This window comes from Hydrocarboniphaga sp. FW305-C-57 (assembly GCF_058783045.1).
In genome coordinates, this window is sequence record NZ_JBYSYG010000004.1 from 126964 (window position 1) to 151530 (window position 24567).

Here is a 24567-nt window from a genome sequence, read left to right on the forward strand (position 1 = left end):
TACATAGCACCCGTGGGCGAGGCCGACAATGGCCGTTCAACGCGCACTATCGATCGGCAGACCTGGCTGCGGGCGCCGGCAGGCGAGCCCTCGCGCTCAGTGCAGGCGCAGCCACTCGCTGAAATCGGCGGCCGATTGGGTCCGCGCATAGAGCCAGCCCTGGCCCCCGGCGCAGCCCTCGCTTGCGAGCAGATCGCGCTGGGCCGCGGTCTCGATGCCCTTGGCGACGACCCCAACCTTGAGGCTGCGCGCGACGCCGATCACCGCGCGCACGATCGCCGCGTCGTCCGGATCGTCGACGATGCTCTCGACCACGCTGCGATCGATCTTGAGCGTCACCGGGCCGAAGCGCTTGAGATGCGCGAGCGACGAATAGCCGGTACCGAAGTCGTCGATGACGATCTGCACGCCGAGCGACTTGAGCGCGTTGAGCACGGCCAGGCTCTGCTCGGAATTGCCCTGCAGCTGCTTCTCGCCGATCTCGAGCCAGAGCCGCTGCGGCGGCAGGCCGCTTTCGCGCAGGGCGCTGGCCACTTCACCGACGAGCTGAGACGAGCGGAACTGGCGCGAGGACAGGTTCACGCAGACCGCGAGCGCCTTGCCGCCGATCTCCGGCCAGGCCATCGCATCATGGCAGGCGTGGCGAACCGCCCAGTTGCCGATCGCCAGGCTCAGGCCGCTGTCCTCGGCGATATCGAAGAACGCCGCCGGACTCAGCAGGCCGCGCTCCGGATGCTGCCAGCGCAGCAGCGCCTCGGCCGCCACCGGATGCTCGCCGCCGATCGACATCACCGGCTGATAATGCAGGCTCAGCTCGCCACGCTCGGCCGCGCCGCGCAATCCGCGCTCGATCGCGAAGCGCTCCTGCAGGCGCGTGAGCATGTCGCTGCGAAACACCTGCACGGTGTCGCGGCCTCCGGCCTTGGCTTCGTAGAGCGCGCTGTCGGCGCAGCGCAGCAGCGTGGTCAGATCGCCGCCGTCGCGCGGGAACAGGCTCACGCCCATGCTGGTGGTGACGAGCAGCGCGTTGTCTTCGGAGGCGATCGGCTGCTGCACCTGCTGGCGCAGCTTCTCGGCGATCGCCGCGACGTCGGCCTCGCCATGCACGTCCGGCAGCAGCAGCACGAACTCGTCGCCGCCCAGCCGCGCGACGCAATCGCCCTCGCGCACCGAGCTGCGCAGGCGATCGGCGACGACCTGCAGCAGCCGGTCGCCGACCTCGTGGCCGAGCGTGTCGTTGACCTGCTTGAAGCGGTCGAGATCCATGTAGATCACGCCGATCTGCTGCGGCGCCCGGCTGCGGCCGGCGAGCGTGATCAGGCGCTCGGCCTCCTGCGAGAGCCCGGCGCGATTCGCCAGGCCCGTGAGGCTGTCCTGATGCGCGAGCCGCGCGAGCTCGGTTTCGACGCGGCGGCGCTCGGTCAGGTCGCTGACCTGGTACAGGTAGCGCCACGGCCGCTCCCACTGGCGCAACAGCGACACCGACACCAGGCCCCAGATCGTGCTGCCGTCCGCGCGCCGGTAGCGCTTCTCGAACTGGATCGACGACAGCCCCGAGCCGAACAGCCGATGCAGCTGCTGGCGTTCGATCGACCGATCCTCGGGATGCGACAGCCGCTCCTGCGTCGTCGACAGCAGCTTGCGCGCGTCGTAACCGAGCAGCTCGCAAAAAGCCTTGTTGACCTGCTCGAGCTTGCCGTCGAGGCCGACCAGCGCCATGCCGGTCGGGGCGTGATCGAAGGCGCTGCGGAAGCGCTGCTCGGATTCACGCAGCGACTGTTCGGTGCGGATGCGCTCGGAGACATCGCGAAACGCGGTGACCCGGCCCAGTTCGCGGCCCCAGCGATCGTGGATCGGAGCCGACGATTCGTCGGTGCGGATCGTGCGCCCGCTGCGCGTCACCATGACGCTGCCGAACTCGCGCGGAGCCGGTTCGTTGCCAGTCGGCGAGGGCTCCATGTCGAAGCTCGCGAAGCACATGACCTGGCTCACGGGCTTGCCGATGGCTTCGGCGAGCGTCCAGCCGGTGATGCGTTCGGCGGCCGGATTCATGAAGCGCACGCTGCCGTCTTCGTCGCTCGCCACCACGCCGTCGCCGACGCAGCGCAGCGCCGAGGCGAACCACTGTTCGGATTCGCGCAAGCCCGCTTCCATCTGGCCCTTGTAGACCGCGAGCTGGATCGCGGCGCGCAGCTCGCGAATCTGGAACGGCTTGTTGAGATAGCCGAAAGGCCCGACCTGCGTGGCCCGGTCGATCGTCTTCGTATCGCTGAACGCGGTCAGGAAGATGACCGGAATGCCGAGCTCGTCGTGGATCGGCCTGGCGGCCTCGATGCCGTCGCGATCGCCCTTGATTACCACGTCCATGAGCACCAGATCGGGCCGGTGCTGCGTCGCCAGGCGCACGGCCGCCTCGGCGTTGTCGGCGATGCCGACCACCTTATGGCCCAGATCCTGGATCTGGTTCGACAGGTCGAGCGCGACGATCGCTTCGTCCTCGACGATCAGTACTGCTGCCATCTACCGCTCCTCTGCACCCGAAGCCGATCCGCCTGATCGGCGCGAAGCTTCGAAGTCCGCTTCGGGCGCGATCGATGCACGTGATCGCGAAAGCCGCAGCCTGGCCAGCGTTCCGGCGCCGGATTCGAGCGCGAAATCCGCATCCAGCTGCGACGATAGGGAGCGCACGAGCACCAGCCCGAGCGAAGCCGACGAGAGGTGCCGGCCGTCCGCCGGAAGACCGACCCCGTCGTCGTCGACGCTCAGCACGATGCCGTCACCCTCGACTTCCACGCGCAACCGGACCCGGCCGGTGCGGGCGTCGGGGAATGCGTGCTTGAGCGCATTGCCGACCAGTTCGTTGACGATCAGGCCCAGCGGCACCGCGGTATCGAGCCCGATCTGCAGGCGCACGCAGTGGCTCTGCACGTCGATGCCGCGCTCGGCCGCAGCGGTCGAAACCGCGATGCGATGCAGCAGGTCGCCGAAATAATCGTCGAGGTCGATGGCCGACAGCGTCGGCGAGCAATAGAGCTTTTCGTGCAGCAGGGCCATCGTGTGCACGCGATCGGCCGCATCGGCGAGCACCGCCTGCGCCGGGCCCGGCGGCAGCGACCGCAGTTGCAGGTTGAACAGGCTGCCGACCACCTGCAGGTTGTTCTTCACACGGTGGTAGACCTCGCGCAGCAGGGTCTCCTTTTCTTCGAGCGCGGCCTTGAGCTCGCTTTCGTTGCGCTTCTGCTGGCTGATGTCGCTGGCGATGCCGACGAAGCCGGTGACGCGGCCGTTCTCGTCACGCAGGGCCGTCGACGACAGCAGCACCGGCACGCGCACGCGGTCCTTGCGCACGTACTGCCATTCGCGATGATCGGCATCGTGCACATGCAGATAGGCCGTCAGCGCCTCGAAGCCGGTGCCGACTCGGCGGCCGAAGCGCTCGCTGAGCCAGGCGGCGTGCGCCGCCATTTCCTGAGGATCGTGCAGGGCTTCGGCGCGCAGGCGGCCGATCACCTCATCCTCGCGGTAGCCGAGCAGCCGCTGCGCGGCCTTGTTGAAACTGACGATGAGCCCGTCGGCGTCGACGCTGATGATCGCCGCCTGCGCCGAATCGACGATGGCCGACTGCAGGGCCAGCGCCGAGCGCAGGCGCTGACGCTCGCCGGCGTCCTTGATCTGCGCGATGAAGTAGAGCGGCTTGCCGTCGGCACCGCGCACCAGCGACACCGCGAGCAGCACCCAGATCACCTGGCCCTGGCGATGGATGTAGCGCTTCTCGATCTGGTAGCTGCTGATGCGCCCTTCGACGAGCTGCGCCGCCTGGCCGAGATCGGCCTCCAGATCGTCGGGATGCGTGATGTCGTGGAAGCGCAGCCGGCGCAGTTGCGGCGCGCTGTAGCCGGTCATCGAGCACACCGCCGCGTTCACTTCGAGCCAATGGCCGCTCAGCGAGATCAGCGCCATGCCGATCGGCGCGTGCTCCATGGTGCTGCGGAAGCGCTGCTCGGACTCGCGCAGCGACAACTCCGCGGCCTTGCCGGCCCGCAACCGGTTCGCGAGCGGCCCGAGCCGGCGGCGCAACAACCAGCCGCCGCACATCGCCAGGATCAGCGCGAGCACCGACACCTCGAACGCATCGCGCAAGGCGGCGTAGCGCTCCACGCGACCGACGTCGAGCGCCGCCACCAGCCCGAGACCAGTGATCGGCGCGTACGCCACATGGCCGACCACCAAGGCCATATCGCGGTCAGGAAGCGGACGCCGGGACGCGACCGCCTCGCGCAGCGGCTCCGGCAGCTTCGACGACGCGACGCGCTGCAACGTGTCGCCACCACGTCGCGGCAAGCACTCGAGGTCGCCATCGAGCGGCCGGCACAGCTGCAACCCGGGCTCGTCCTGGGCACCGGGACGCAAGCGCGACAGGGGCTGATCGGCGACCAGGTCGGCGAGCGGCCCGCGCCCGTCAGCGATGCGCTCGCGAAAGCGCAGCACGATCGCCTCGGGCGTCCAGCGCAGCTCGATGTCGTACGGGCTCAGCACCGGCAGGCCCGGCCGCGATCGCTGGTCGGGCTCGCCGACCGTCGCGAGTCGCCGGCCATCGGGCGCGAGCAGCTCGATCGCGCTGAAACCGTGGCCGGAAAACTGCTGCAGCTGCTCGCGCAGGCGGGCGCGCTGCGCGGTGTCGTCGGGCTGACCGGCGAGTTCGCGCAACAGCGCGCGCAGCTCGGGACGGTCGGCGATCATCGCGGCGAGCGCGCCGTGCGCTTCCACCGAGTCCACCACGCTGTCGACCGAATCGGCGAGGCTGCGATCGAGCCATCGGCTCAGCGCGCGCGCGCTGTAATGCTGCAACAGCGTCCAGCTCGCGACCGTCAGCACCGCGAGCGCAAGCAAGCCGCCGGCGATCCAGCGCGACCAGGAGTCGGCTTTTTTTGATCGCTCGGTCTTTGGGAAATCCGCCGTGTTCAACGCCGGTGTCCTTGCAGCGGGCATCAAGGCTTATCGGCATCATGCGGCGCAACGGCAGACCTGGATGCATAGAGCATTTATACTCATCGCCCCTTGCTGACCGATCGTTCGATTACGCGGAGCCACCATGACGAGCAACGCCAACGTGTCGTATCTGCCCGGCTCGCAGAGCCATGCGAACGCCAATGAAACCGCACGGTCGATTCAACGCGTCTTCGAACGCCAGCGCGAAACCGCGCTGAGGCTGCGCAGTTCCACGCGCGAGGAACGCGCGTCGAAGATTCGCCGGCTCAAGCAGGCCGTGCTCGATGCGCGGCCGCTGTTCTACGAAGCCGGCATGCGTGATTTCAAGAAGCCCGCGGCCGAAGTCGACCTGACCGAAATCCTGCCCGTCGTCGCCGAAGCCAACGATGCGCTGCGTCACCTCAAGCGCTGGATGAAACCGCAGCGCGTCGCGCCGACGATGATGATGTTCGGCACCCAGGCCTGGGTGCAGCACGAACCCAAGGGCCGCTGCCTGATCATGTCGCCGTGGAATTATCCGGTGAACCTGACCTTCGGCCCGCTGGTGTCGGCGATCGCGGCCGGCAACACCGTGATCCTCAAGCCGTCCGAAATGACGCCGCACCTGACCGCGGTGATGGTCAAGCTCGTGCGCGAGCTGTTCTCCGAAGACGAAGTGGCGATCTTCGACGGCGATGCGAGCGTCGCCACCGCGCTGCTCGAACTGCCGTTCGATCACATCTTCTTCACCGGCAGCCCGGCGATCGGCAAGGTGGTGATGGCGGCCGCGGCCAAGCATCTGACGAGCGTGACGCTCGAACTCGGCGGCAAGTCGCCGACCATCGTCGATGCGAGCGCCGATCTCAAAGCCGCCGCGCGCAACATCCTGTGGGGCAAGTACACCAACAACGGGCAGACCTGCATCGCGCCCGATCACGTCTTCGTGCACGACAGCGTGAAGGACGAATTCGTCCGCCATTGCCGCGAAGTGCTCGCGAGCTCGTACGGCGAAACCGCGCAGGCGCAGATGAGCTCGCCGTATCTCGCGCGCGTGGTGAACCAGCGCCACACCCAGCGCGTCGCGGGCCTGCTCGAAGACGCGAAGCAGCGCGGCGCCCTGGTACTCAGCGGCGGCAGCGTCGACCAGGGCGAATGCTTCGTCGCGCCCACGCTGCTGACCAACATTCCGGCCGAAGCCCGCATCATGAGCGAGGAGATCTTCGGGCCACTGCTGCCGATCGTGGGCTACAGCGAGCTCGATGCGGTGATCGCCGAGATCAATGCGCAGCCCAAGCCGCTCGCACTCTACATCTGGAGCAAGGACGAGCCGACGATCCGCTCGGTGCTGCAGCGCACGAGCGCCGGCGGAACCTGCATCAATCATTCGGTCGTGCAGTTCGTGCATGGACGCTTGCCGTTCGGTGGCGTCAACAACTCGGGCATCGGCAACGCGCACGGCATCTACGGCTTCAAGGCCTTCACGCACGAGCGCGCCGTCGTGCGCAACCGCTACCAGCTCGCGTCGCTGTTCTATCCGCCGTATACGAATTTCACGCGCAGGGTCGGCGAGCTGCTGATGAAGCTCGTCTAACGATCAGGTGAGATCTTCGGCCTGGCTCGGCACTCGCGAGGCCATCGCGAGCGCCGCCATGCAGCGCGCGATCTCGCGTTCGCCCATGACGGTTTCGTTGGCGCCACGCTTTTTCAGGTAAGCCTCGTCGCTGACCGAGTGGGCGCGCGCGATGATGTGCAGATCGGGCTTCTGCTTGCGTGCGAGCTTGATGATGCGCGCCGATTCGAGCACGTTCGGCGAGGCCACGAGCAGCGTGCCGGCACGCTGTATGCCCGCGGCGCTCAGCAGGTCCGGCGCGACCGCGTTGCCGTAGATCACCGGAATGCCGCGTGCGCGCGCGTTGTCGGCCGGCACGTCCTGGGTTTCGATCACCACAAGTTCACGCGGGCTTTCGGCCAGGCCATCGGCGATCAGCGAGCCGACGCGGCCGAAGCCGATCAGCACCGTGTGGTTGTGCCAGGTCAGCGGCGCCATCGGACGAGGCCGATCGATCGCGAGCTTCTGCTCGCGCCGGTCGAGCAGCACGAACAGCAACGGATTGAGCAGGATCGACAGGATCGCGCCGGCGAGGATCAGATCCTGCGCGGGCTTTTCGATGAGCCCCAGATCGAGCCCCATCGCCGCGAGGATGAACGAGAACTCGCCGATCTGCGCGAGGCTCACGGCGATGGTGTTGGCGACCGTCGCCGGATGGCCGAACAGGCGCACGATCGCGAACGCCGCGAGCGATTTGCCGGTGACGATGATCAGGCAGGTCGCGAGCACCTGCAGCGGCTCGCGCACGAGGATGCTCGGGTCGAACAGCATGCCGACCGAGACGAAGAACAGCACCGCGAAGGCATCGCGCAGCGGCAGCGAATCGCGCGCCGCATCGTGCGAGAGCTCGGATTCGTTGAGCACCATGCCCGCGAAGAACGCGCCGAGCGCGAACGAGACGCCGAACAGCATCGCCGAGCCGAAGGCCACGCCGAGCGCGATCGACAGCACCGACAAGGTGAACAGCTCCTTCGATCCGCTGCGCGCCGCGCGCTCGAGCAGCGCCGGAATCACGCGCCGGCCGACCAGCAGCATGAAGGCGACGAAAGCCGCGACCTTGCCGAGCGTGATCGCGATCGTGATCAGCAAGCTGCCGTCGTCCTGCTGCGCTCCATGCGCGAAGGCCGGCAGCAGCACGAGCGCGAGCACCATCGCGAGGTCCTCGACGATCAGCCAGCCCACCGCGATCTTGCCGCGCGGTGTTTCGACCAGCCTTCGCTCTTCGAGCGCGCGCAGCAGCACCACCGTGCTCGCCACCGACAGTGCCAGACCGAATACCAGACCCGCGCCCCAGCCCCAGCCGAGCAGCCAGGCCATCACCGCGCCCATGGCGGTGGCGGCCGCGATCTGCGCGAGTGCGCCCGGAATGGCGATGTGCTTGACCGACAGCAGATCGTCAAGCGAGAAATGCAGGCCGACGCCGAACATCAGCAGGATCACGCCGAGTTCGGCGAGCTGCGGGATCAGTTCCTGGTCGGCGACGTAGCCCGGCGTGAACGGGCCGATGATGATGCCGGCGATCAGATAGCCCACGAGCGGCGACAGCCGGATGCGGCTCGCGATCCAGCCGAGAACGAACGCCAGCACCAGGCCGGCGCAGAGCGTGGCGATCAAGGGCGTGTGGTGCACCATGCCTGGCCTCGGGCTCCCGGAGCAGGCTTGCGAGGCCCGCCTTCGCATCGCACTTCGATCCTGGCGGCGTTCCGCATGCGCGCCACCCCGCAGCGAGCCGTCGAACCTACTTGGAGTTCGTCGGACTCGTCGTCGGCATTTTCTTGAGCAGCAGCTTGAGCGGAGGATCGTCCTCCTTCTGCTGCTCGGCCTTGACGACGATGTAGCCGTTGTCGGGCGACAGCCAGAACTGCGCGCGGCGCTTGTCGTTGTCGATGCGATCGAGCCGCACGGTCTTGAAGTTGCCGGCCGGCGTCTTCACTTCCTCGTGCGCCTTGATCTGGAACACATAGCTGTCGAGCTTCTTGCGATCGGCGTACTTCACTTCCTTGGTGCCGGTCGGCTCGTGGCCGGTGGCGGCATGCTCGGTCAGCAGCCAGTCGCGCAGCACCAGCTGCATGCTCAGGCGATCGACGACGCCGTCGGTGAGCGGCTTGACGTTGCCGTTCTGATAGACGACTTCCTTCTTCGCCCAGTCGAAACGCAGCGAGAAGTTCTCCTTGCTCGCCCCCACGCCGCTGCGGTTGTAACGGTAGGCCACCGGCCGCAGCTGACCGTCGATGACGCAGACGTGGCTTTGCTCGAGGATGTCGCCCGACAGCCAGCGCAGCCAGGCGTTCGGATATGCCTCCTGGCTGTACGACCAGCAGTCCGGCGTGCCGGCCGGCTTGAGCTCGATCTTGCCTTCGCCGAGCTGCTTGTTGTCGCGGTAGACCTCGTACTGCGTGGTGGTCGACACCAGCAGCTCGGGCGACAGCGCCGAAGCCGGAATCGACGGCAGCAGACTCAGGCAGCCGGCCACGAGGGCAGGCCATCGATGACGCATGTGAAGGCGGAATCGAGTGTTCATGATGGGCTTAAGGCTACCGGAGTTTGAGCGTAGGCGAGAAACATGAATGCCGGAGTGCATGGTGGGCGATTGCGGCCCAAAACGAAAAGGCCGGGAATCCCGGCCTTTTCGTCCGCATGGCCGCCGCCTCAAGCCACGCGGTTGCGACCGCCCGTGAACTCGAGCACCTTCGCGCGCTCGGCCTCGGCGGCGCCGACGCTGAAATCGCCCTTGATGTATTCGGGTGCGAAGTCGTCGGTCAGGATCACCTCGTAGCGCAGCGCGTCGTACTCGGCCACCAGCGCGGCTTCCTGCGGATTCAGCAGGCCGCGGGCGACCGCTTCCTGGAGTCGCGAGGTGGTGTCGCTGCCCGCGAACTCGCCCTTCGACAGCGCCTTGAAGAACTTGGTGTACGGCGCTTCGGCGGTCTGCAGCAGTTCGAAGGCCCGCTCGAGCTTGGACACCGCATCGCCCGGGCCGCCGTTGCGGAACACCAGATGGCTCATGCGATCGCGCAGATCGGACGGCTCCATCATCGCGTCGGCGAGCTTCTGGTTCAGGCGATCCGACACCGGCTTGTAGTGATTGCCGAGCGGGAACACCGCCAGGCGCAGCACGGCGGCGACCGGCCGAGCCGGGAAGTTGTCGAAGAAGCCTTCGAAGGCCCTGGCGATCTCGAACAGGCAGTTGTCGAGCGCCCAGCGCGCGTGGTCGAGTTCCTCGGCCTTCTGGCCGTTTTCGATGAAGAACTTGATCACCGCGCAGCCGATGTAGAGCTGCGACAGCACGTCGCCGAGGCGCGCGGACAGGCGCTCCTTGCGCTTGAGTTCGCCGCCGAGCACGCCCATGGTCACGTCGCTCGAAAACGCGAGCGCGGCCGAGAAGCGTTCGAGCTGCTTGAAGTACGGCGCCATCGGGCCCGAGACCGGCGATTTCGCGAGCGCCGAACCCGTCAGACCGAGCGTCAGCGCGCGCACGCCGCGGTTGATCGAAAAGCCCACGTGCCCGAACAGCAGCTTGTCGAAAGCCGCCAGATCGTTCTCGCGCGCGGCTTCCATCTCGGGGAACACGTACTCGTGGCAGCGGATCGCGCCCTGGCCGAAGATCATCAGGTTGCGCGTGAGGATGTTCGCGCCTTCCACCGTGATCGCCACCGGCACCACCTTGTAGGCGGTCGCGATCGGATTGCGCGGACCCTGCTGGATGCCGCGGCCCGACAGCACGTCCATCGCGTCCGTGACCGATTTCCGCAGCAGCTCGGTCATGTGGTACTTGGCGATCGCGGTCACCACCGACGGGGCGCAGTGATCGACCGCCGAAGCCGTCAGCACGCGCATGGCCTCGAGCGTGTAGGCGTTGCCGGCGATGCGGCCGGTGGCTTCCTGCACGCCTTCGAACTTGCCGATCGCCATCTTGAACTGGCGACGCACGCGACTGTACGCGCCGGTCATGCGGAACGCGGCCTGGCCGCCGGCCGTGGCGAGCGCCGGCAGCGAAATGCCGCGGCCCGCCGACAGGCACTCGACGAGCATGCGCCAGCCCTTACCGGCCATCGCCGGACCACCGATGATCCAGTCGAGCGGAATGAAGACGTCGCGGCCGAAGATCGGGCCGTTCATGAAGGCCGCGCCCGGGAAATGGCGGCGACCGATCTGGATGCCCTCGTGCTTGGCCGGAACCAGCGCGCAGGTGATGCCGTAATCGCTCTTTGTTTTGTCGCCGAGCAGGCCCTGCGGATCCTTGAGGTTGAACGCCAGGCCAACCACGGTCGCCACCGGTGCGAGTGTGATGTAGCGCTTCGAGAAATTGAGCTTGATGCCGAGCACGCGCTGGCCTTCGTGCTCGCCGTAGCAGACCACGCCGCTGTCCGGCATCGCGGTCGCGTCGGAGCCGACTTCCGGACCCGTCAGGCCGAAGCACGGAATCTCCTCGCCCGACACCAGGCCCGGCAGCCACTGCTTCTTCTGCTCGTCGGTGCCGTAGTGCATCAGCAGCTCGCCGGGGCCGAGCGAGTTCGGCACCATCACGGTCACCGCGAGCGAGATGTTGCGCGTCGCGAGCTTGGTCACCACGGCCGACTGCGCAGCGGCCGAGAAGCCCAGACCGCCGTATTCCTTCTTGATCAGCATGGAGAAGAAGCCCTTCTCCTTGATGTAGGCCCAGGCCTGCGGCGGCAGGTCCTTGTCCTCGAACTCGACCTTCCAGTCGTCGACGAGCTTGCAGAGCTCTTCGCACTCATGGTCGAGGAAGCTTTGCTCCTCGTCGGTCAGCTTGGTGTAGTGGAAGTCGAGCAGCTTCGACCAGTTGGGCCGGCCGCGGAACATTTCGGCTTCGAGCCAGACGTCGCCGGCCTCGAGCGCCTCGCGCTCGGTGGACGACATCTCGGGCAGCACCTTCTTGAAGGCGCCGAAGATCGGCCGCGTCAGGATCGCGCGGCGCAGCGGCACGATGTTGAGCAGCACGAGCACCGCGAGCGGAACGCCGAGCACGGCGGCCCCGGCAGTGCCGAGCCCCCCGGTCGCGACACCGGCCGCGTATGCCGAGGCGGACAGCACCGTCCACAACCACAGCGGAGCGCCGACAAAGGCCAGAACCCAGGCCACGGCGATGACAGCTACAGCAGCGATAACGAAGGACATGGAATGCTCCTTACGAACGGAAAACCGGATCGGCTCCCTGCGCTCAGACAGAGACCTGGCCCGACGGCGCCTGCGTGCCGTTGAGCGAGCCCGGACCCTCGACGTGCAGCTCGCGCGGCAGCAGGGTCTTGATCAGAAAGCGCAGGTAGTCGTTGAAATCGGGGCCGGTCGGCAGCGCGTCCGGGTTGTCCCGGCGCATGCGTACGGTGCCGATGTGCGTGCAGTGCGCGAGCGTGGCCCAGTAGCGGGCTTCGGCTTCGGTGCAGCCGAGCAGGCGATAGCCGTCCTGGATGTACGAGCGCCAGCATTCGGTCACACGCTGCACGCAGGCACGCGCGGCCGCGTTGTCGGAGCCCGAAAGTGCGAGCAGCACGCGCTCGGAGCGGCGGTCCATGCTCGCGAGCTGGCGAAACAGCGAGAGCATGCGCTCGCGCGCGTCGGGCGCGCTCTCGGCCCGGGCGATGGCGTCGGCGGTTTCGTGACGCTCCCAGAGCTCGAGGGCGGCGTGCAGCAGGGCTTCGCGATGCGTGAAATGCCAGTAGAAGCTGCCCTTGGTCACGCCGAGCCGGCGTGCCAGTGGTTCGACCGCCACCGCTTCGATGCCGTTTTCGGCAATGGCGTCGAGCGCCGCTTCGGCCCAGTTGGCGGCGGTCAGCGTGGCGCGATTGGCGGATTTGGTGGCGGTCGTGACTTCGGTCATGGGCTCAGCTCCGTACGGCGACGTATTTTGACGATGGGTATAACGATACGGGGCAGTATGGGTCAGTACGCTAAGGGGTTCAGTCGCCATAGTGACAACCGGTCGCGGCGCGCCGGACGGAACAACAGTTGATCTGTACACATTGCTGAAACGACTTTGAACCGCGCCGGAACGGCCGGGTCTATGTGCTATCGTCGGCAAGCGAGCGCTTACGCTCGCTTTTCTTTTCAGCAGCCTGAAAATCTGGAGTACGCGTCTTCATGCCTAACCGGCTTCGTGTTCCGCTGGCGCTTGCCGCCGGCGTGTTGATCGGCACCTGCGCCAGCATCACCAGCGGCGTGCTCGCCGAGAAGACCGCCAGCCCCGCGGCCGGCGCCCTGCCGGTCAAGGACCTGCAGAATTTCGTCCGTGTGATGGAGATGGTGAAGCAGGGCTACGTCGAGCCGGTCGACGACAAGAAGCTGCTCGACGACGCCCTGCGCGGCATGCTCTCGGGCCTCGATCCGCATTCGGCCTATCTGGCCGGCGAGGAGTTCACGAGCTTCGAAACCAGCATCAAGGGCGAATTCGGCGGCATCGGCATCGAGGTGCAGATGCAGGACGGCCTCGTGCGCGTGATCTCGCCGATCGACGACACGCCGGCCGCCAAGGCCGGCATCAAGCCGGGCGATTACATCGTCAAGATCGACGACACGCCCGTGAAGGGCCTGTCGCTGACCGACGCGGTCAGCAAGATGAAGGGCACGCCGGGAACCAAGGTGGTGCTGACGGTCGCGCGCGAAGGCCAGACCGGGCCGATGACCTTCGATCTGAAGCGCGACAACATCAAGCTCGTCAGCGTGCGCAGCAAGACGCTGGAGCCGCAGTTCGGCTACGTGCGCATCAGCAGCTTCAACCAGAAGACCGGCGAATCCTTCGAGAACGAGCTCAAGAAACTGCTCGCCGCCGACGCCAAGAACCCGGTCAAGGGCATCGTGCTCGACCTGCGCAACAACCCGGGCGGCGCGCTCGACGAGGCGATCCGCGTTTCCGATGCGCTGCTCAACAGCGGCAGCATCGTCTCGGTGCGCTCGCGCGAAGCCGGCGAGAACCGCGAGTTCAACGCGCGGCCGGGCGATCTGCTCGACGGCAAGCCAGTGGTGGTGCTGATCAACGGCGGCTCGGCCTCGGCGGCCGAAATCGTCGCCGGCGCCCTGCAGGACCAGAAGCGCGCGATCGTGCTCGGCACCAAGAGCTTCGGCAAAGGCAGCGTGCAGACCATCATGCGCCTGTCTGACGAGTCGGCGATCAAGCTCACCACGGCGCGCTACTACACGCCGTCGGGCCGCTCGATCCAGGCCGAAGGCATCGAGCCCGACGTCGTCGTGCGTCCGCTCAAGGTCGCCAAGGACGACGACGCGCCGCAGTTCGATTCGATCAAGGAAGCCGACCTCAAGGGCAGCCTCGTCAACGAGAAGGCCAAGGTCGTCGATCAGGCGGCGGTCGATGCGGCCAAGAAGGTCGAAGAGGACGAAGCCCAGCTCGCGCTGAACGACTACTCGCTCTACGAAGCGCTGACCCTGCTCAAGGGCATCACCGTGAGCCAGGCGCTCATGCAGAAGTAATAACGGCAGCGGATGCGAAAAGACCGGCGATGAGCCGGTCTTTTCGTTTGTGCCTCCACTTGCAGAACGGAACGCTCAGCGCCTGTCGCGCGGCTTCCACCACAGCGCGACGCCGATCGCCGCGAGCACCCAGGTCGCGAGCGGAGCGCCGGCGATGAGCTCGGGACGCACGCCGTCGAAAGCCCACAGCACCGCGGCCGAGACGATCAGGGCCGCGCCGATCAGCGTGCGACGCTGACTGCGACGCTGCTGCCGCAGATCGTCACGCAGTTTTTCGATCGAGTGCCGCAGGCGTCCGTCGAAGCCTTCGCCGCGCTCGAAGCTGCGCGTGAGCTGCTGCACGAGCAGCGGCAGCGATTCGGCGAGCGCCGGAATGTCGCGACGCGCCTGGTTGATGAAGCGCGATGGCCCCATGCGGCTGCGCATCCAGTCCTCGAGAATCGGCTTGGCGGTCTTCCAGAGATCGAGCTCCGGATACAGCTGGCGACCGAGGCCTTCGATGTTGAGCAGCGTCTTCTGCAGCAGCACGAGCTGCGGCTGCACTTGGTAGTTGAAGCGCCGCGCGACCTGGAACAGCCGCAGCAGGAACACGCCGAACGAAATCTCGCTCAAGGGCTTCTGGAAGATCGGCTCGCAAACCGTGCGGATCGCGGCTTCGAAATCCTCGAGTCGCGTTTCGGACGGCACCCATTCGGATTCGAGATGCAGCTCGGCGACGCGCCGGTAGTCGCGATTGAAGAAGGCGAGCAGGTTCTCCGCGAGATAGCGCTGGTCCTGCACCGACAGCTGGCCGACGATGCCGAAATCCACCGCGATGTAGCTCGGATTCCTGACGTTGCTCGCGTCGACGAAGATGTTGCCCGGATGCATGTCCGCGTGGAAGAAATTGTCGCGGAAGGTCTGCTTGAAGAAGATCTCCACGCCACGCTCGCCGAGCACCTTGAAGTCCACGCCCATGGCGCGCAGGCGATCGAGCTCGCGAATGCTGATGCCGCGGATGCGCTCCATCACGAGCACGTTGGCGCGCGTGTAATCGAAGAACACGGCCGGGTGATAGATCAGTTCCGAGCCGAGCCAGTTGCGGCGCAGCTGCGCGGCATTGCCGGCTTCGCGCATGAGATCGAGTTCGTCGAAGACGATCTTCTCGTACTCGGCGACGATCGCACGCGGACGCACGCGGCGCGCCGAGGCGTTGAAGCGCTCGGCCAGGTCGGCGAGCAGATACATGAGCTGCACGTCGTCGTGGATGGTTTTCTCGATGCCCGGACGCAGCACCTTGACGATGACTTCGAAGCCCGGGTCCTTCGGTCCGGTCGGCTTCAGGCGCGCGGTGTGCACCTGCGCGATCGAGGCCGATGCGAGCGGCACCGGATCGAATTCGTCGAACAGCTCGTCGATCGGCTTGCCGAGCGCCTGCTCGACGATGCGCTTGGCTTCCTCGCCCGGGAACGGCGGCACGCGATCCTGCAGCAGCGAGAGTTCGATCGCGATGTCGGGCGGCAGCACGTCGGGCCGCGTCGACAGCGCCTGGCCGAGCTTGACGAAGATCGGCCCGAGTTCCTGCAAGGCGAGGCGAAGCCGCTCGCCGCGCGGACGCGGGTCCGGCTTTTTCGGCGGCTTGCCGATGAACTCGTAGAGTGCGTAGCGACGCGCGACGCGTTGGATCGTCCACATGCGCTGCAGACGTTTGATGCTCATGGCTTGTGCGCCTTGTTGCGTTCCAGCTGTGCGAGGCGCGCCTCGAAGCGATCGATGCGCTCGCGCAGGCGATCGACATCGTCCATCCATTCTTCCACGTCGACACCGCGCGCGAGATCGCGCGTTTCCTCGCGCAGATATTCGGCGGTGTTCTGCGCGAGCGTGTCGGTGCTGCGACGCGTCCAGCCGAGCAGCGACTTGAGCCCTTGCGCGGCGCGATGCGCGGCCCCGTCGCCGATGAACGGAGCGATCCATTCCTCGACGTCGAAGCCGACGCGACCGAGCAGGCGGCGGAAGCGCTGCAGCACTTCGGCTTCGCCCTGCACGTCGAGCCCGGCCGGCACGCCGCCTTCGTGTCCGCGCTTGAGGGCAAGCTTCGCAAACGCGGGCGGCGGACCGCTCACGAGCACGCTCGCGGCTTCGCGACGTTCGTTGAGCACGCGCACGCCGCGCGCGTCGAACTCGATGAACATCCGCCATTCGAAGCCCGACAGATGCAGCTCGATGCTGCTGTCGGCCATGCGAGCGCAATCCTCGAGCGCGGCGGGCTCGAGTTGCAGGTAACGGTTGAGCGCCACTTCGAGGCCGGCGCAGACCAGCGATGGCGCCATCTCAGCGCGCCGCGTAGCGGTGGCCGCGCATCATGCGGCGAGATTGAAGCCGCGATGCACGGCGACGATGCCGCCCGTGAGGTTGTAGACCTGGCAGCGTTCGAGGCCCGCGTTTTCCATCATGCCCTTGAGCGTCTGCTGATCCGGATGCATGCGGATCGATTCGGCCAGATAGCGATAGCTCGCCTCGTCGTTGGCGACGAGCTTGCCCATCAGCGGCAGCAGCTTGAACGAATACTGGTCGTAGACCTTGGCCAGCCCTGAATTGAGCGGCTTGGAGAATTCGAGAACGATCAGCCGTCCGCCCGGCTTGAGCACGCGGCGCATCGAACGCAGCGCCGCATCCTTGTCGGTGACATTGCGCAGGCCGAAGCCGATCGTCACGAGATCGAAGCTCGCATCGACGAACGGCAGGCATTCGGCGTTCGCCTGCACCACCGGCAGCCCGACGATGCCCTTGTCCGCGAGCCGGCGACGGCCTTCGCCGAGCATGGCCGCGTTGATGTCCGACAGGATCACCTGGCCCTGCGGCCCGGCGAGCTTGGAAAACTCTCGCGTCAGATCGCCGGTTCCGCCGGCCACGTCGAGCACGCGTTCGCCCGGGCGCACGCCCGCGAGGTCGATCACGAAGCGCTTCCAGACGCGGTGGATGCCGAGCGACATGAGGTCGTTCATGACGTCGTAGCGGCTCGCCACCGACGAGAACACCTCGCGCACACGGCGTTGCTTGTCGGCGACCGGCACCTGCTCGTAGCCGAAATGCGTCGTGTTGTTCGGATCGCTGCGGTCGCTGCTCACGATTACGGTTTCGCCGGTCTGTGCATCTTGGGTAGGGCGGCCAGTTTAACGATGTCGCTGTCGCGCGACATGTTCATGTCCGCGAGCCGCCGCAGGTACGTGGCCCAGTAGCGCTCGTGGTTCGTCGCGAGATCGTGCAGGACCTGCCACGAGAACAGGCCGGTGTCGTGACCATCGGAAAACCGCAGGCGCACCGCGTACTGGCCGACCGGCTCGATCGCATCGACGCCGACCTCGCGCTTGCCGCCGATCAGGTTCGGCTCGGCTTGGCCGTGGCCCCAGACTTCGGCCGACGGGCTGAACACGCGCAGGTATTCGAGCGGCAGTTCATACGTGCCGCCGTCGGCGTAGCGCAGCTCGAGCGTGCGCGATTGCTTCTTGAGCTTGAGGGCGGTGGGTTTCGGAGCGCTGGTCATTCCCTCAGTTTATTTGGGGCAAACCGCTCCTGTATCGATCCACGCCTGGATCAGCGCCCCGAACTGCTCCTGCGTACCGGGCGCCGGCTCGCGCTTGCCGCCCGGCATCCAGCCCCAGCCGACCAGGCCGTCGTTGGCCATGTGGTCGGCGATCTGCGCGAGCGACTTGCCGCCGTTGCGCTTGCCATCCTTGATCTGCTCGCAGATCTGCCCGAGCGAGCGGCCCTGCCAGGCCATTTCCTTCGGCGCCAGATGCCAGGCGACATTGCCCGGCACGCCCGAGGCCTCGAAGTTGGTCGGCTGGTGGCAGGTCGTGCATTGCATGCCGATCGCCCCGTGCCCGTCCGGGCCGCGAACGACGAGCGGCGAATGCGGGTGCAGGTCTTCGCCCTGTGTCGGGCTGTCGCCCTTGGGATGGCAGTTCATGCAACGCGGATGCTGGATCACCTTGCCGGCTTCGGTGAACAGCGCCACCGAGCGCGCCTTGGGGTCGGCGATGGAGGTGAACTCCTCGGCCGTCTTGAGCGGCTGGGCCGCCACCGCCGAACCGATCGCCAAGGCCAGCAGCAGGCCCAGCGACGCCGCAATCCGGTTCCGATCGAACATGGTTCAAGCTCCTTTTCTGGCTGATCCGGCGGACGGCACGGACGGCTGGTTTTGCGCGATGATAAGCGCGGTTCGTAACCGATTGCTCGTTATGTGGCGACCGACATAACCGACGTTCGAGCTTGTCCGGTCATCGCCATTGAGTATTCTCACGATTCGCCGGGTGGTCCACTCGGCAATCCTTAGCCAACCCGGAACGGCGTTCCAAGGGATAGCCATGCTGAACATCAAGGTCAACGGCGAAGTTCGCGAAGTCGACGCCGACCCGTACACCCCGCTGCTCTGGGTGATTCGCGACGAGCTCGGGCTCACCGGCACCAAGTACGGCTGCGGCGTCGCCCAGTGCGGAGCCTGCACCGTGCACGTCGACGGCAAGCCGATGCGCTCGTGCTCGGCGCCGGCCTACATGGCCGGCGGCCGCTCGGTGACGACGATCGAAGGCCTGTCCTCGCCGGCTGCCAAGGCCGTGCAGAAGGCCTGGATCGACCTCGACGTTGTCCAGTGCGGCTACTGCCAGTCCGGCCAGATCATGTCGGCCGTCGCGCTGCTCGAAGCCAAGCCCAAGCCGAGCGACGAGGACATCGACCACGCCATGTCCGGCAACATCTGCCGCTGCGCGACCTACCACCGCATCCGCGCCGCGATCCACCAGGCCGCGGCCTCACTGAAAGCCTAGGAGCCGGCCATGCGCATTTTCGAAGACGGTCAGCTCGGCGCCGCGATCGGTGCCACCGTCGGTGCCGACGAGGCGCCCCAGCGCGAAGGTCTCAAGCGGCGCGATTTCCTCAAGGGTGGCGCGGCGACCGGCTTCGCGCTGGCCCTGCAGCTGCCGCTAGTCGCACCCGCGAGCGCCGCGCCGGCGGGCGCCGAGTTCGTGCCGAACGCCTTCGTCCACATTGCCCCCGATTCGACGGTGACCTTCGTCATCAAGCACCACGAGATGGGCCAGGGCGCGACCACGGGCCTGGCGACCATCCTCGCCGAGGAGCTCGACGCCGACTGGGCGAACGTGAAGATCGAATACGCCCCGGCCAACACGCCGGTCTACAAGAACCTCGCGTTCGGCGCCCAGGGCACCGGCGGCTCGACTTCGATCGCCAATTCCTGGCCGCAGCTACGCGAAGCCGGAGCGACCACGCGGGCCATGCTCGTGAGCGCCGCCGCGCAGAAATGGAAAGTCGCGCCCGAGCAGATCAAGGTCAGCAGCGGCGTGATCAGCGGCCCGGCCGGGCAGAGCGCCAAGTTCGGCGAACTGGCCGCCGCCGCGGCCAAGCTGCCGGTGCCCAAGAACGTGCCGCTCAAGGACCCGAAGAACTTCGTGCTCGTCGGCAAGCAGCAGACGCGGCGCCTCGACTCGATCGCCAAGTCCACCGGCAAGGCCCAGTACACGATCGACGTGAAGCTGCCGGGCCTGCTGACCGCGGTGATTGCGCGTCCGCCGGCCTTCGGCGCCAAGCTCAAGTCGGTCGACGACAGCGCCGCCAAGGCGGTCAAGGGCGTGAGGTTCGTCGTGAAGGTTCCCGAAGGCGTCGCCGTGGTCGCCACCGGCATGTGGCCGGCGTTGCAGGGCCGCAAGGCGCTCAAGCTCGACTGGGACTTGAGCGCCGCCGGCCCGAAGTCCACGGAGGCGATGTTCGCCGACTACCGCAAGCTCGCCAGCGCAAGCGGCGGCGCGCGCGCCAACCGTTCCGAGCAGACCGCGGCGCAGCTCCAGGGCGCGGCCAAGACCATCGAGGCGGTCTACGAATTCCCCTACCTCGCGCACGCGGCGATGGAGCCGATGAACTGCGTCGCCTGGCTGCACGACGGCATCGTCGAAACCTGGAGCGGCCACCAGTTCCCGACCTTCGACCAGAACTTCGCCGCCAAGGCCGCCGGCCTGCCGCCCGAGAAGGTCAAGCTCAACACGCTCGTTTCGGGTGGCAGCTTCGGCCGCCGCGCGAACAGCTGGTCGGACTTCACGGTCGAGGCCGTCAACGTCGCCAAGGCGATCTCGAAGCTGCCGGGCGGCAAGGTGCCCGTGCGCGTCCAGCAGACGCGCGAGGACGACATGCGCGGCGGCCTGTACCGGCCGCAGTACGTGCACGCGGTCAAGGTCGGTCTGGCCAAGGACGGCAAGCTCGCGGGCTGGCAGCACAGCATCGTCGGCCAGTCGATCATGGCCGGCACGCCGATGGCCGAGCTGATCAAGGACGGCGTCGACGAAACCTCGGTCGAAGGCGTCTGGCCGACTCCCTACGCGCTGCCGAGCCCGAGCGTCGAGCTGCATTCGCCGACGCAGGCCGTGCGCCCGCTCTGGTGGCGCTCGGTCGGGCACACGCACACGGCCTTCGTGATGGAAACCCTGCTCGACGAGGCCGCCACGCTCGCCAAGCAGGACGCGGTCGCCTATCGCCTGGCGCTGCTCGACAAGCAGCCGCGCATGGCCGGCGTGCTCAAGCTCGCGGCCGAGAAGGGCGGCTGGGGCAAGAAGCTGCCCAAGGGCAAGGCGCAGGGCGTCGCCGTGCATTTCTCTTTCAACAGCTACGTGGCACAAGTCGTCGAGGTGAGCCTCAAGCCCAGTGGTGAGCCGCGCGTGGAGCGCGTGACCGTGGCCGTCGACTGCGGCGTGCCGGTGAACCCGGACCAGATCAAGGCGCAGATGGAAGGCTGCGTCGGCTTCGGGCTCGCCGCCGCGCTCTATGGCGAAATCGAGATCGAGAACGGCGCCGTGAAGCAGAGCAACTACCACGACTACAAGGTGCTGCGGATCCAGGACATGCCGGTCGTCGAGGTGCATATCGTCAACTCGCAGGAGGCGCCGACCGGCGTTGGCGAACCCGGCGTGCCGCCGCTCGCACCGGCGGTCGCCAATGCGCTCGCCAAGCTCACGGGCCAGCGCGTGCGCCGGCTGCCGTTCTCGCGTCATACGTTCAAGTCGGTTTGAGCCGCGAGCATTGAATGGCTGAAGGCGAGGCGATCACCCAAACCTTCGAAGGCGGCTGGCCGGCCTGGCCGTCGTACGCGCTCGTCGATGACCTGCTGCCGGTGCTCGAGCGCTGGACGCGCCAGGGCCGGCGCTTCGCGCTCGCCACGCTGATCGACGTCGTCGGCTCCTCGCCGCGTCCGGTCGGCTCGGAGATGGCGATCGCCGACGACGGCGAGTGCGCAGGCTACGTCTCGGGCGGCTGCGTCGAAGCGGCCGTCGCGGCCGAAGCCCTGGCCGTGCTCGCCGACGGCAAGCCGCGCGTGCTCGACTACGGCGCCGGCTCGCCGGTGCTCGACGTGCAGCTGTCCTGCGGCGGCCGCATCCGCATCCTCGTGCGCGCGGTCGCCGACGCGCAGGCCTACGTGTCGACCCTGCGCGCCGCACGCAACGAACGGCGCACGCTGGTGTCGGTCACCGATTGCGAAACCGGCGGCACGCAGTTTTCGGCGGCGGACGGCGCGAGCGCCGCTCAAACCGGGATCGAGCGGAACCCGCAGCTTTATCGCCATCTGCACAAGCCGCCCCTGCGGCTGATCGTCGTCGGTGGCGATCCGATCGTGCTGGCGCTGCTGCGGCTGGCGCCGATGTTCGGCGTCGACACCGTGCTGCTGCGTCCGCGCGGGCCCGAATCGTATCCGGACGATCTGCCGGCTCCGCTGCACTACGACCGCAGCAGCCTCGAAACCTCGCTGGCAGCGATCACGCTCGATGCGCGCACGGCCGTCTACACGCTCTCGCACGATGCCGACGCCGATCACAGCTTGCTGATGTGGGCGCTGCGCTCGGACGCGTACTGCGTCGGCGCACTCGGCAGTCGCAGCAAGGCCAGGCTGCGGCTCGAACGCCTGCGCGCCGATGGCATCGACGAAGCGGCCTTGTCGCGACTGCACACGCCGGCCGGCATCGACATCGGCGCAAAGACGCCGCAGGAGATCGCGCTGTCCATCCTCGGACAAGTCATCGCCGAGCGGCCGGCCTGATCGCGCGGTGACGCGACGAAATGCTGGAGCGATCGGCTGCGTGGTCCTCGCGGCCGGCCGATCGAAACGCTACGGCCGCGCGAACAAGTTGCTGAGCCCGGTTCATGGACAGCCGCTGCTGTGGTGGACGCTCGATGCGGTCAGCGCGTCGAGCGCGCGACCGGTCGTCATCGTCACCGGGCATGAGTGCAGCTTGGTCGAACGCAGCCTGCGTGAGTATCGGCAGCGGCATCGTTGGGCGCCGCGGTTGCTCACGGTGTTCAATCCGCGCTACCGGCGTGGTATGTCGGGTTCGCTGCAGACGGGTTTGCGCCGCCTGCCCGAATCGAGCGCCGGAGCCTTGATCGTGCTCGGCGACATGCCGGCTCTGCGGCCGGGGTTGATCGAATCGTTGATCGAGGCATGGAATCCGAGCCTCGAGGCGGTGCAACCGATCGCCGACGGGCGACGCGGCAACCCGGTATTGCTGTCGCGGCGGATTTTCGCGGCCATCGACGAACTCGAGGGCGATCAGGGCGCGCGTCGCATCCTGCAGCGCTCCCGTCGCCTCGAGCTCGTCGAGACTCGCGAGGACATCGGCTTCGACGTCGACCGCCGGCGCGATCTGCGCCGGCCGTGGCTCAAGCGCCTTCTTTCAGCTCGGCGATAGACCAGCCGCTGGTTTCGGGGTGGGCCTTGCAGTCGAAGTGGCGCGTCACCACGCCCGCATCGCTCTTGGCCTTCACGCCGATCTTGAAGCGGTAGTCGCCGCTTTCGTCCACCGTTCCGGTGGTGGCTTCGAGCTCGTCGGCGAACTCCGCAGTCGACGGATCACGCAGGCTTTGCAGAATCGCCACGCGGCAGGCCGATGCGGCCTTGCGCTGGTCGAAAGCGGCTTTTTCTTCGGGCTTGCTGGGCACCTGTTCCTCGACCTGCGCCGGGCCTTCCTCGGGCACCGTGACTTCGGCCTGCTTCTTACCGCATCCGCTGCTCGCCATCGCGATCCCGCAAGCCATCGCGCCGCCCAGCAGCAATTTGATTCCCCGGCTCATGTCGCACTCCTCATTTTTTGGTGACATCAGCGCGAGTCTTAACACAGGCCTGGATAACCGAAACCTGAATGCGCGGCGGTTATTTACCGATGCAGAAGCTCGCGAAAATGCGGCCGAACAGATCCTCGCTCGTGACCTGGCCGGTGATTTCGCCGAGCGCCGCATGCGCCAGACGCAGTTCCTCGGCGATCAGTTCGGCGGCTGCATTCGCGGTGAGCGCGCGCATCGCCACGTCGAGGTGCCGGCGCGTTTCGGCCAGCGCGAGCACGTGACGCGTGCGCGCGGTGAAGCTGCTGCTCTGCTGGTCGGCCGCGCCGAGGCCGGCGAATTCGCGGATCGCGGTGGTTAGCAAGCCGATGCCTTCGCCGGTCGCGGCGCTCAGGCGAATCTCGGTCGATGCCGCATCGAGCCGCTGCGCGCCGCGATTCGCCAGATCGCACTTGTTGCGCACGACGATGCGCGGACGATCGGCCGGCAGTCTGGCGAGCAGTTCGAGATCCTGCGGATGATCGTCGTGCCGATCGTCGACGAGATAGAGCACGAGCTCGGCCTTGTCGACCGCGCTCCAGCTGCGGCGGATGCCTTCCTGCTCGATGCGATCGTCGGTCTCGCGCAGGCCGGCGGTGTCGACGATCGTGATCGGCATGCCGTCGAGCACCAGATGCTCGCGCAAGCTGTCGCGCGTGGTGCCGGGCTGGTCGCTGACGATCGCCGCGTCGACGCCCGCAAGACGGTTGAGCAAGGTCGACTTGCCGACGTTGGGCTGGCCGACGATGGCGACGACGAGACCTTCGCGCAGGCGCCGGCCCTGGCCGACCTGGGCGATCAGCGCATCGAGCGAGTCGCTCCAGTTCGAGAGCCGCGTGCGCAGGCCGTCGTCGGCGAGCCAGTCGACATCCTCGTCGGAGAAATCGAGCGCGCCTTCGACCCAGGCGCGCAGGCCCATGAGCTCGTCGGCCAGCGCGGTGACGCGTTCGGAGAACGCGCCTTCGAGCGAGCGCTGCGCCGCGACCACGGCTTGGCGCGAGGCCGCGTCGATCAGATCGCCGACCGCCTCGGCCTGCGCGAGGTCGAGCCGGCCGTTTAAGAACGCGCGTTCGGAAAATTCACCGGGCCGCGCCATGCGCGCACCGGCCGCGATCGCCGCTTCGAGCAGCAATTGCAGCAGCACGACGCCGCCGTGTCCTTGCAGCTCGACGAGATGCTCGCCCGTGTACGAGCGCGGAGCAGGGAAGACGAGCACGAGACCTTGATCGATAGCCTCGCCATTGCGGTCGCGAAAAGTCCGCAGCCCGGCTTGTCTGGGCGGCGGCAGCGAGCCGGCGATCGATGTGGCGACTTCGAGCGCGATCGGCCCGCTGATGCGCAGCAGGCCGATCGCGCCGCGGCCCGGAGCCGTGGCGATGGCCGCGATCGTATCGGCCGTCGCCACGTCGGCC

At 67.2% G+C, this 24567-nt stretch carries 19 protein-coding genes; 6 read left to right on the top strand and 13 right to left on the bottom strand.

Annotation, left to right across the window (positions count from 1 at the left end):
• Positions 1–96: 96 nt before the first annotated feature.
• A complete protein-coding gene (locus AC3WUM_RS10060; RefSeq protein ID WP_492410137.1) occupies positions 97–2520 on the bottom strand; it encodes a GGDEF domain-containing response regulator in 2424 nt (807 codons plus the stop codon).
• Complete coding sequence (locus tag AC3WUM_RS10065) at positions 2521–4965, bottom strand: sensor histidine kinase (protein WP_492410138.1); 2445 nt, start codon at positions 4963–4965, stop codon at positions 2521–2523.
• 127 nt (positions 4966–5092) lie between these two features.
• On the opposite strand from AC3WUM_RS10065, the gene AC3WUM_RS10070 reads away from it, so the two are divergent.
• The gene (locus AC3WUM_RS10070; RefSeq protein WP_492410139.1) at positions 5093–6559 is read left to right on the top strand and encodes an aldehyde dehydrogenase family protein; all 1467 of its coding nucleotides are present in this window, start codon (positions 5093–5095) and stop codon (positions 6557–6559) included.
• A 3-nt stretch (positions 6560–6562) separates the two neighbouring features.
• Here AC3WUM_RS10070 and ybaL read toward each other — a convergent pair whose 3' ends face one another.
• From ybaL to AC3WUM_RS10090, 4 genes are all read right to left on the bottom strand, one after another.
• Complete coding sequence (gene ybaL, locus AC3WUM_RS10075; RefSeq protein WP_492410140.1) at positions 6563–8209, bottom strand: YbaL family putative K(+) efflux transporter; 1647 nt, start codon at positions 8207–8209, stop codon at positions 6563–6565.
• 106 nt (positions 8210–8315) lie between these two features.
• Positions 8316–9074: a DUF3108 domain-containing protein gene (locus AC3WUM_RS10080; RefSeq protein ID WP_492410141.1), complete on the bottom strand. Its 759-nt coding sequence runs from the start codon at positions 9072–9074 to the stop codon at positions 8316–8318.
• Positions 9075–9226: 152 nt separating this feature from the next.
• On the bottom strand, positions 9227–11716 hold the full coding sequence (locus AC3WUM_RS10085; RefSeq protein WP_492410142.1) for an acyl-CoA dehydrogenase: 2490 nt from the start codon (positions 11714–11716) through the stop codon (positions 9227–9229).
• Positions 11717–11759: 43 nt separating this feature from the next.
• Positions 11760–12416, bottom strand: coding sequence for a TetR/AcrR family transcriptional regulator (locus tag AC3WUM_RS10090; protein ID WP_492410143.1), 657 nt, complete (start codon positions 12414–12416; stop codon positions 11760–11762).
• A gap of 260 nt (positions 12417–12676) precedes the next feature.
• Here AC3WUM_RS10090 and AC3WUM_RS10095 point away from each other — a divergent pair, with 260 nt between their 5' ends.
• Complete coding sequence (locus tag AC3WUM_RS10095) at positions 12677–14020, top strand: S41 family peptidase (protein ID WP_492410144.1); 1344 nt, start codon at positions 12677–12679, stop codon at positions 14018–14020.
• A gap of 75 nt (positions 14021–14095) precedes the next feature.
• On the opposite strand, the gene ubiB is transcribed toward AC3WUM_RS10095, so the two are convergent.
• From ubiB to AC3WUM_RS10120, 5 genes are read right to left on the bottom strand one after another with little or no spacing between them, the layout of a single operon-like run.
• On the bottom strand, positions 14096–15718 hold the full coding sequence (gene ubiB, locus AC3WUM_RS10100; protein WP_492410145.1) for a ubiquinone biosynthesis regulatory protein kinase UbiB: 1623 nt from the start codon (positions 15716–15718) through the stop codon (positions 14096–14098).
• Entirely contained in the window at positions 15715–16329 is a 615-nt protein-coding gene (locus AC3WUM_RS10105; protein ID WP_492410146.1) for a ubiquinone biosynthesis accessory factor UbiJ, read from the bottom strand. The genes ubiB and AC3WUM_RS10105 overlap by 4 nt, the downstream gene beginning before the upstream one ends.
• 30 nt (positions 16330–16359) lie before the next feature.
• Positions 16360–17127 (bottom strand): bifunctional demethylmenaquinone methyltransferase/2-methoxy-6-polyprenyl-1,4-benzoquinol methylase UbiE, encoded by a 768-nt coding sequence (gene ubiE / locus AC3WUM_RS10110; RefSeq protein WP_492410148.1) that lies wholly within the window; start codon positions 17125–17127, stop codon positions 16360–16362.
• Positions 17128–17129: 2 nt separating this feature from the next.
• Positions 17130–17543 carry a gamma-butyrobetaine hydroxylase family protein gene (locus tag AC3WUM_RS10115; protein WP_492410149.1) on the bottom strand — a complete coding sequence of 138 codons (414 nt, stop codon included), beginning with the start codon at positions 17541–17543 and terminating at the stop codon, positions 17130–17132.
• Positions 17544–17552: 9 nt separating this feature from the next.
• Positions 17553–18149, bottom strand: a complete 597-nt coding sequence (locus AC3WUM_RS10120) for an Isoquinoline 1-oxidoreductase subunit (RefSeq protein WP_492410150.1) — start codon at positions 18147–18149, stop codon at positions 17553–17555.
• Between the two features lie 217 nt (positions 18150–18366).
• On the opposite strand from AC3WUM_RS10120, the gene AC3WUM_RS10125 reads away from it, so the two are divergent.
• The 4 genes from AC3WUM_RS10125 to AC3WUM_RS10140 are packed head-to-tail and all read left to right on the top strand — an operon-like array spanning position 18367 to position 22746.
• A complete protein-coding gene (locus AC3WUM_RS10125) occupies positions 18367–18825 on the top strand; it encodes a (2Fe-2S)-binding protein (RefSeq protein WP_492410151.1) in 459 nt (152 codons plus the stop codon).
• Between the two features lie 9 nt (positions 18826–18834).
• Entirely contained in the window at positions 18835–21075 is a 2241-nt protein-coding gene (locus AC3WUM_RS10130; RefSeq protein WP_492410152.1) for a xanthine dehydrogenase family protein molybdopterin-binding subunit, read from the top strand.
• A gap of 14 nt (positions 21076–21089) precedes the next feature.
• Positions 21090–22097 carry an XdhC family protein gene (locus AC3WUM_RS10135; RefSeq protein WP_492410153.1) on the top strand — a complete coding sequence of 336 codons (1008 nt, stop codon included), beginning with the start codon at positions 21090–21092 and terminating at the stop codon, positions 22095–22097.
• Between the two features lie 7 nt (positions 22098–22104).
• On the top strand, positions 22105–22746 hold the full coding sequence (locus AC3WUM_RS10140) for a nucleotidyltransferase family protein (protein ID WP_492410154.1): 642 nt from the start codon (positions 22105–22107) through the stop codon (positions 22744–22746).
• Here AC3WUM_RS10140 and AC3WUM_RS10145 read toward each other — a convergent pair.
• Together AC3WUM_RS10145 and mnmE are read right to left on the bottom strand one after the other, a co-directional pair.
• Complete coding sequence (locus AC3WUM_RS10145) at positions 22718–23128, bottom strand: hypothetical protein (protein WP_492410155.1); 411 nt, start codon at positions 23126–23128, stop codon at positions 22718–22720. The two genes, AC3WUM_RS10140 and AC3WUM_RS10145, sit on opposite strands and share 29 nt — an antisense overlap.
• Before the next feature lie 79 nt (positions 23129–23207).
• Positions 23208–24560 carry a tRNA uridine-5-carboxymethylaminomethyl(34) synthesis GTPase MnmE gene (mnmE, locus tag AC3WUM_RS10150; protein WP_492410156.1) on the bottom strand — a complete coding sequence of 451 codons (1353 nt, stop codon included), beginning with the start codon at positions 24558–24560 and terminating at the stop codon, positions 23208–23210.
• Positions 24561–24567 lie beyond the last annotated feature (7 nt).

What these genes read in the sequence shown, in the direction of transcription:
- AC3WUM_RS10135 (WP_492410153.1), top strand. Translation starts at nt 21,090, where the DNA reads ATGGCTGAAGGCGAGGCGATCACCCAAACCTTCGAAGGCGGCTGGCCG.
- AC3WUM_RS10060 (WP_492410137.1), bottom strand. Translation starts at nt 2,520, where the DNA reads ATGGCAGCAGTACTGATCGTCGAGGACGAAGCGATCGTCGCGCTCGAC.
- AC3WUM_RS10125 (WP_492410151.1), top strand. Translation starts at nt 18,367, where the DNA reads ATGCTGAACATCAAGGTCAACGGCGAAGTTCGCGAAGTCGACGCCGAC.
- AC3WUM_RS10070 (WP_492410139.1), top strand. Translation starts at nt 5,093, where the DNA reads ATGACGAGCAACGCCAACGTGTCGTATCTGCCCGGCTCGCAGAGCCAT.
- AC3WUM_RS10130 (WP_492410152.1), top strand. Translation starts at nt 18,835, where the DNA reads ATGCGCATTTTCGAAGACGGTCAGCTCGGCGCCGCGATCGGTGCCACC.
- AC3WUM_RS10105 (WP_492410146.1), bottom strand. Translation starts at nt 16,329, where the DNA reads ATGGCGCCATCGCTGGTCTGCGCCGGCCTCGAAGTGGCGCTCAACCGT.
- AC3WUM_RS10080 (WP_492410141.1), bottom strand. Translation starts at nt 9,074, where the DNA reads ATGCGTCATCGATGGCCTGCCCTCGTGGCCGGCTGCCTGAGTCTGCTG.
- AC3WUM_RS10085 (WP_492410142.1), bottom strand. Translation starts at nt 11,716, where the DNA reads ATGTCCTTCGTTATCGCTGCTGTAGCTGTCATCGCCGTGGCCTGGGTT.
- ubiB (WP_492410145.1), bottom strand. Translation starts at nt 15,718, where the DNA reads ATGAGCATCAAACGTCTGCAGCGCATGTGGACGATCCAACGCGTCGCG.
- AC3WUM_RS10145 (WP_492410155.1), bottom strand. Translation starts at nt 23,128, where the DNA reads ATGAGCCGGGGAATCAAATTGCTGCTGGGCGGCGCGATGGCTTGCGGG.
- ybaL (WP_492410140.1), bottom strand. Translation starts at nt 8,209, where the DNA reads ATGGTGCACCACACGCCCTTGATCGCCACGCTCTGCGCCGGCCTGGTG.
- AC3WUM_RS10115 (WP_492410149.1), bottom strand. Translation starts at nt 17,543, where the DNA reads ATGACCAGCGCTCCGAAACCCACCGCCCTCAAGCTCAAGAAGCAATCG.
- AC3WUM_RS10090 (WP_492410143.1), bottom strand. Translation starts at nt 12,416, where the DNA reads ATGACCGAAGTCACGACCGCCACCAAATCCGCCAATCGCGCCACGCTG.
- AC3WUM_RS10120 (WP_492410150.1), bottom strand. Translation starts at nt 18,149, where the DNA reads ATGTTCGATCGGAACCGGATTGCGGCGTCGCTGGGCCTGCTGCTGGCC.
- AC3WUM_RS10095 (WP_492410144.1), top strand. Translation starts at nt 12,677, where the DNA reads ATGCCTAACCGGCTTCGTGTTCCGCTGGCGCTTGCCGCCGGCGTGTTG.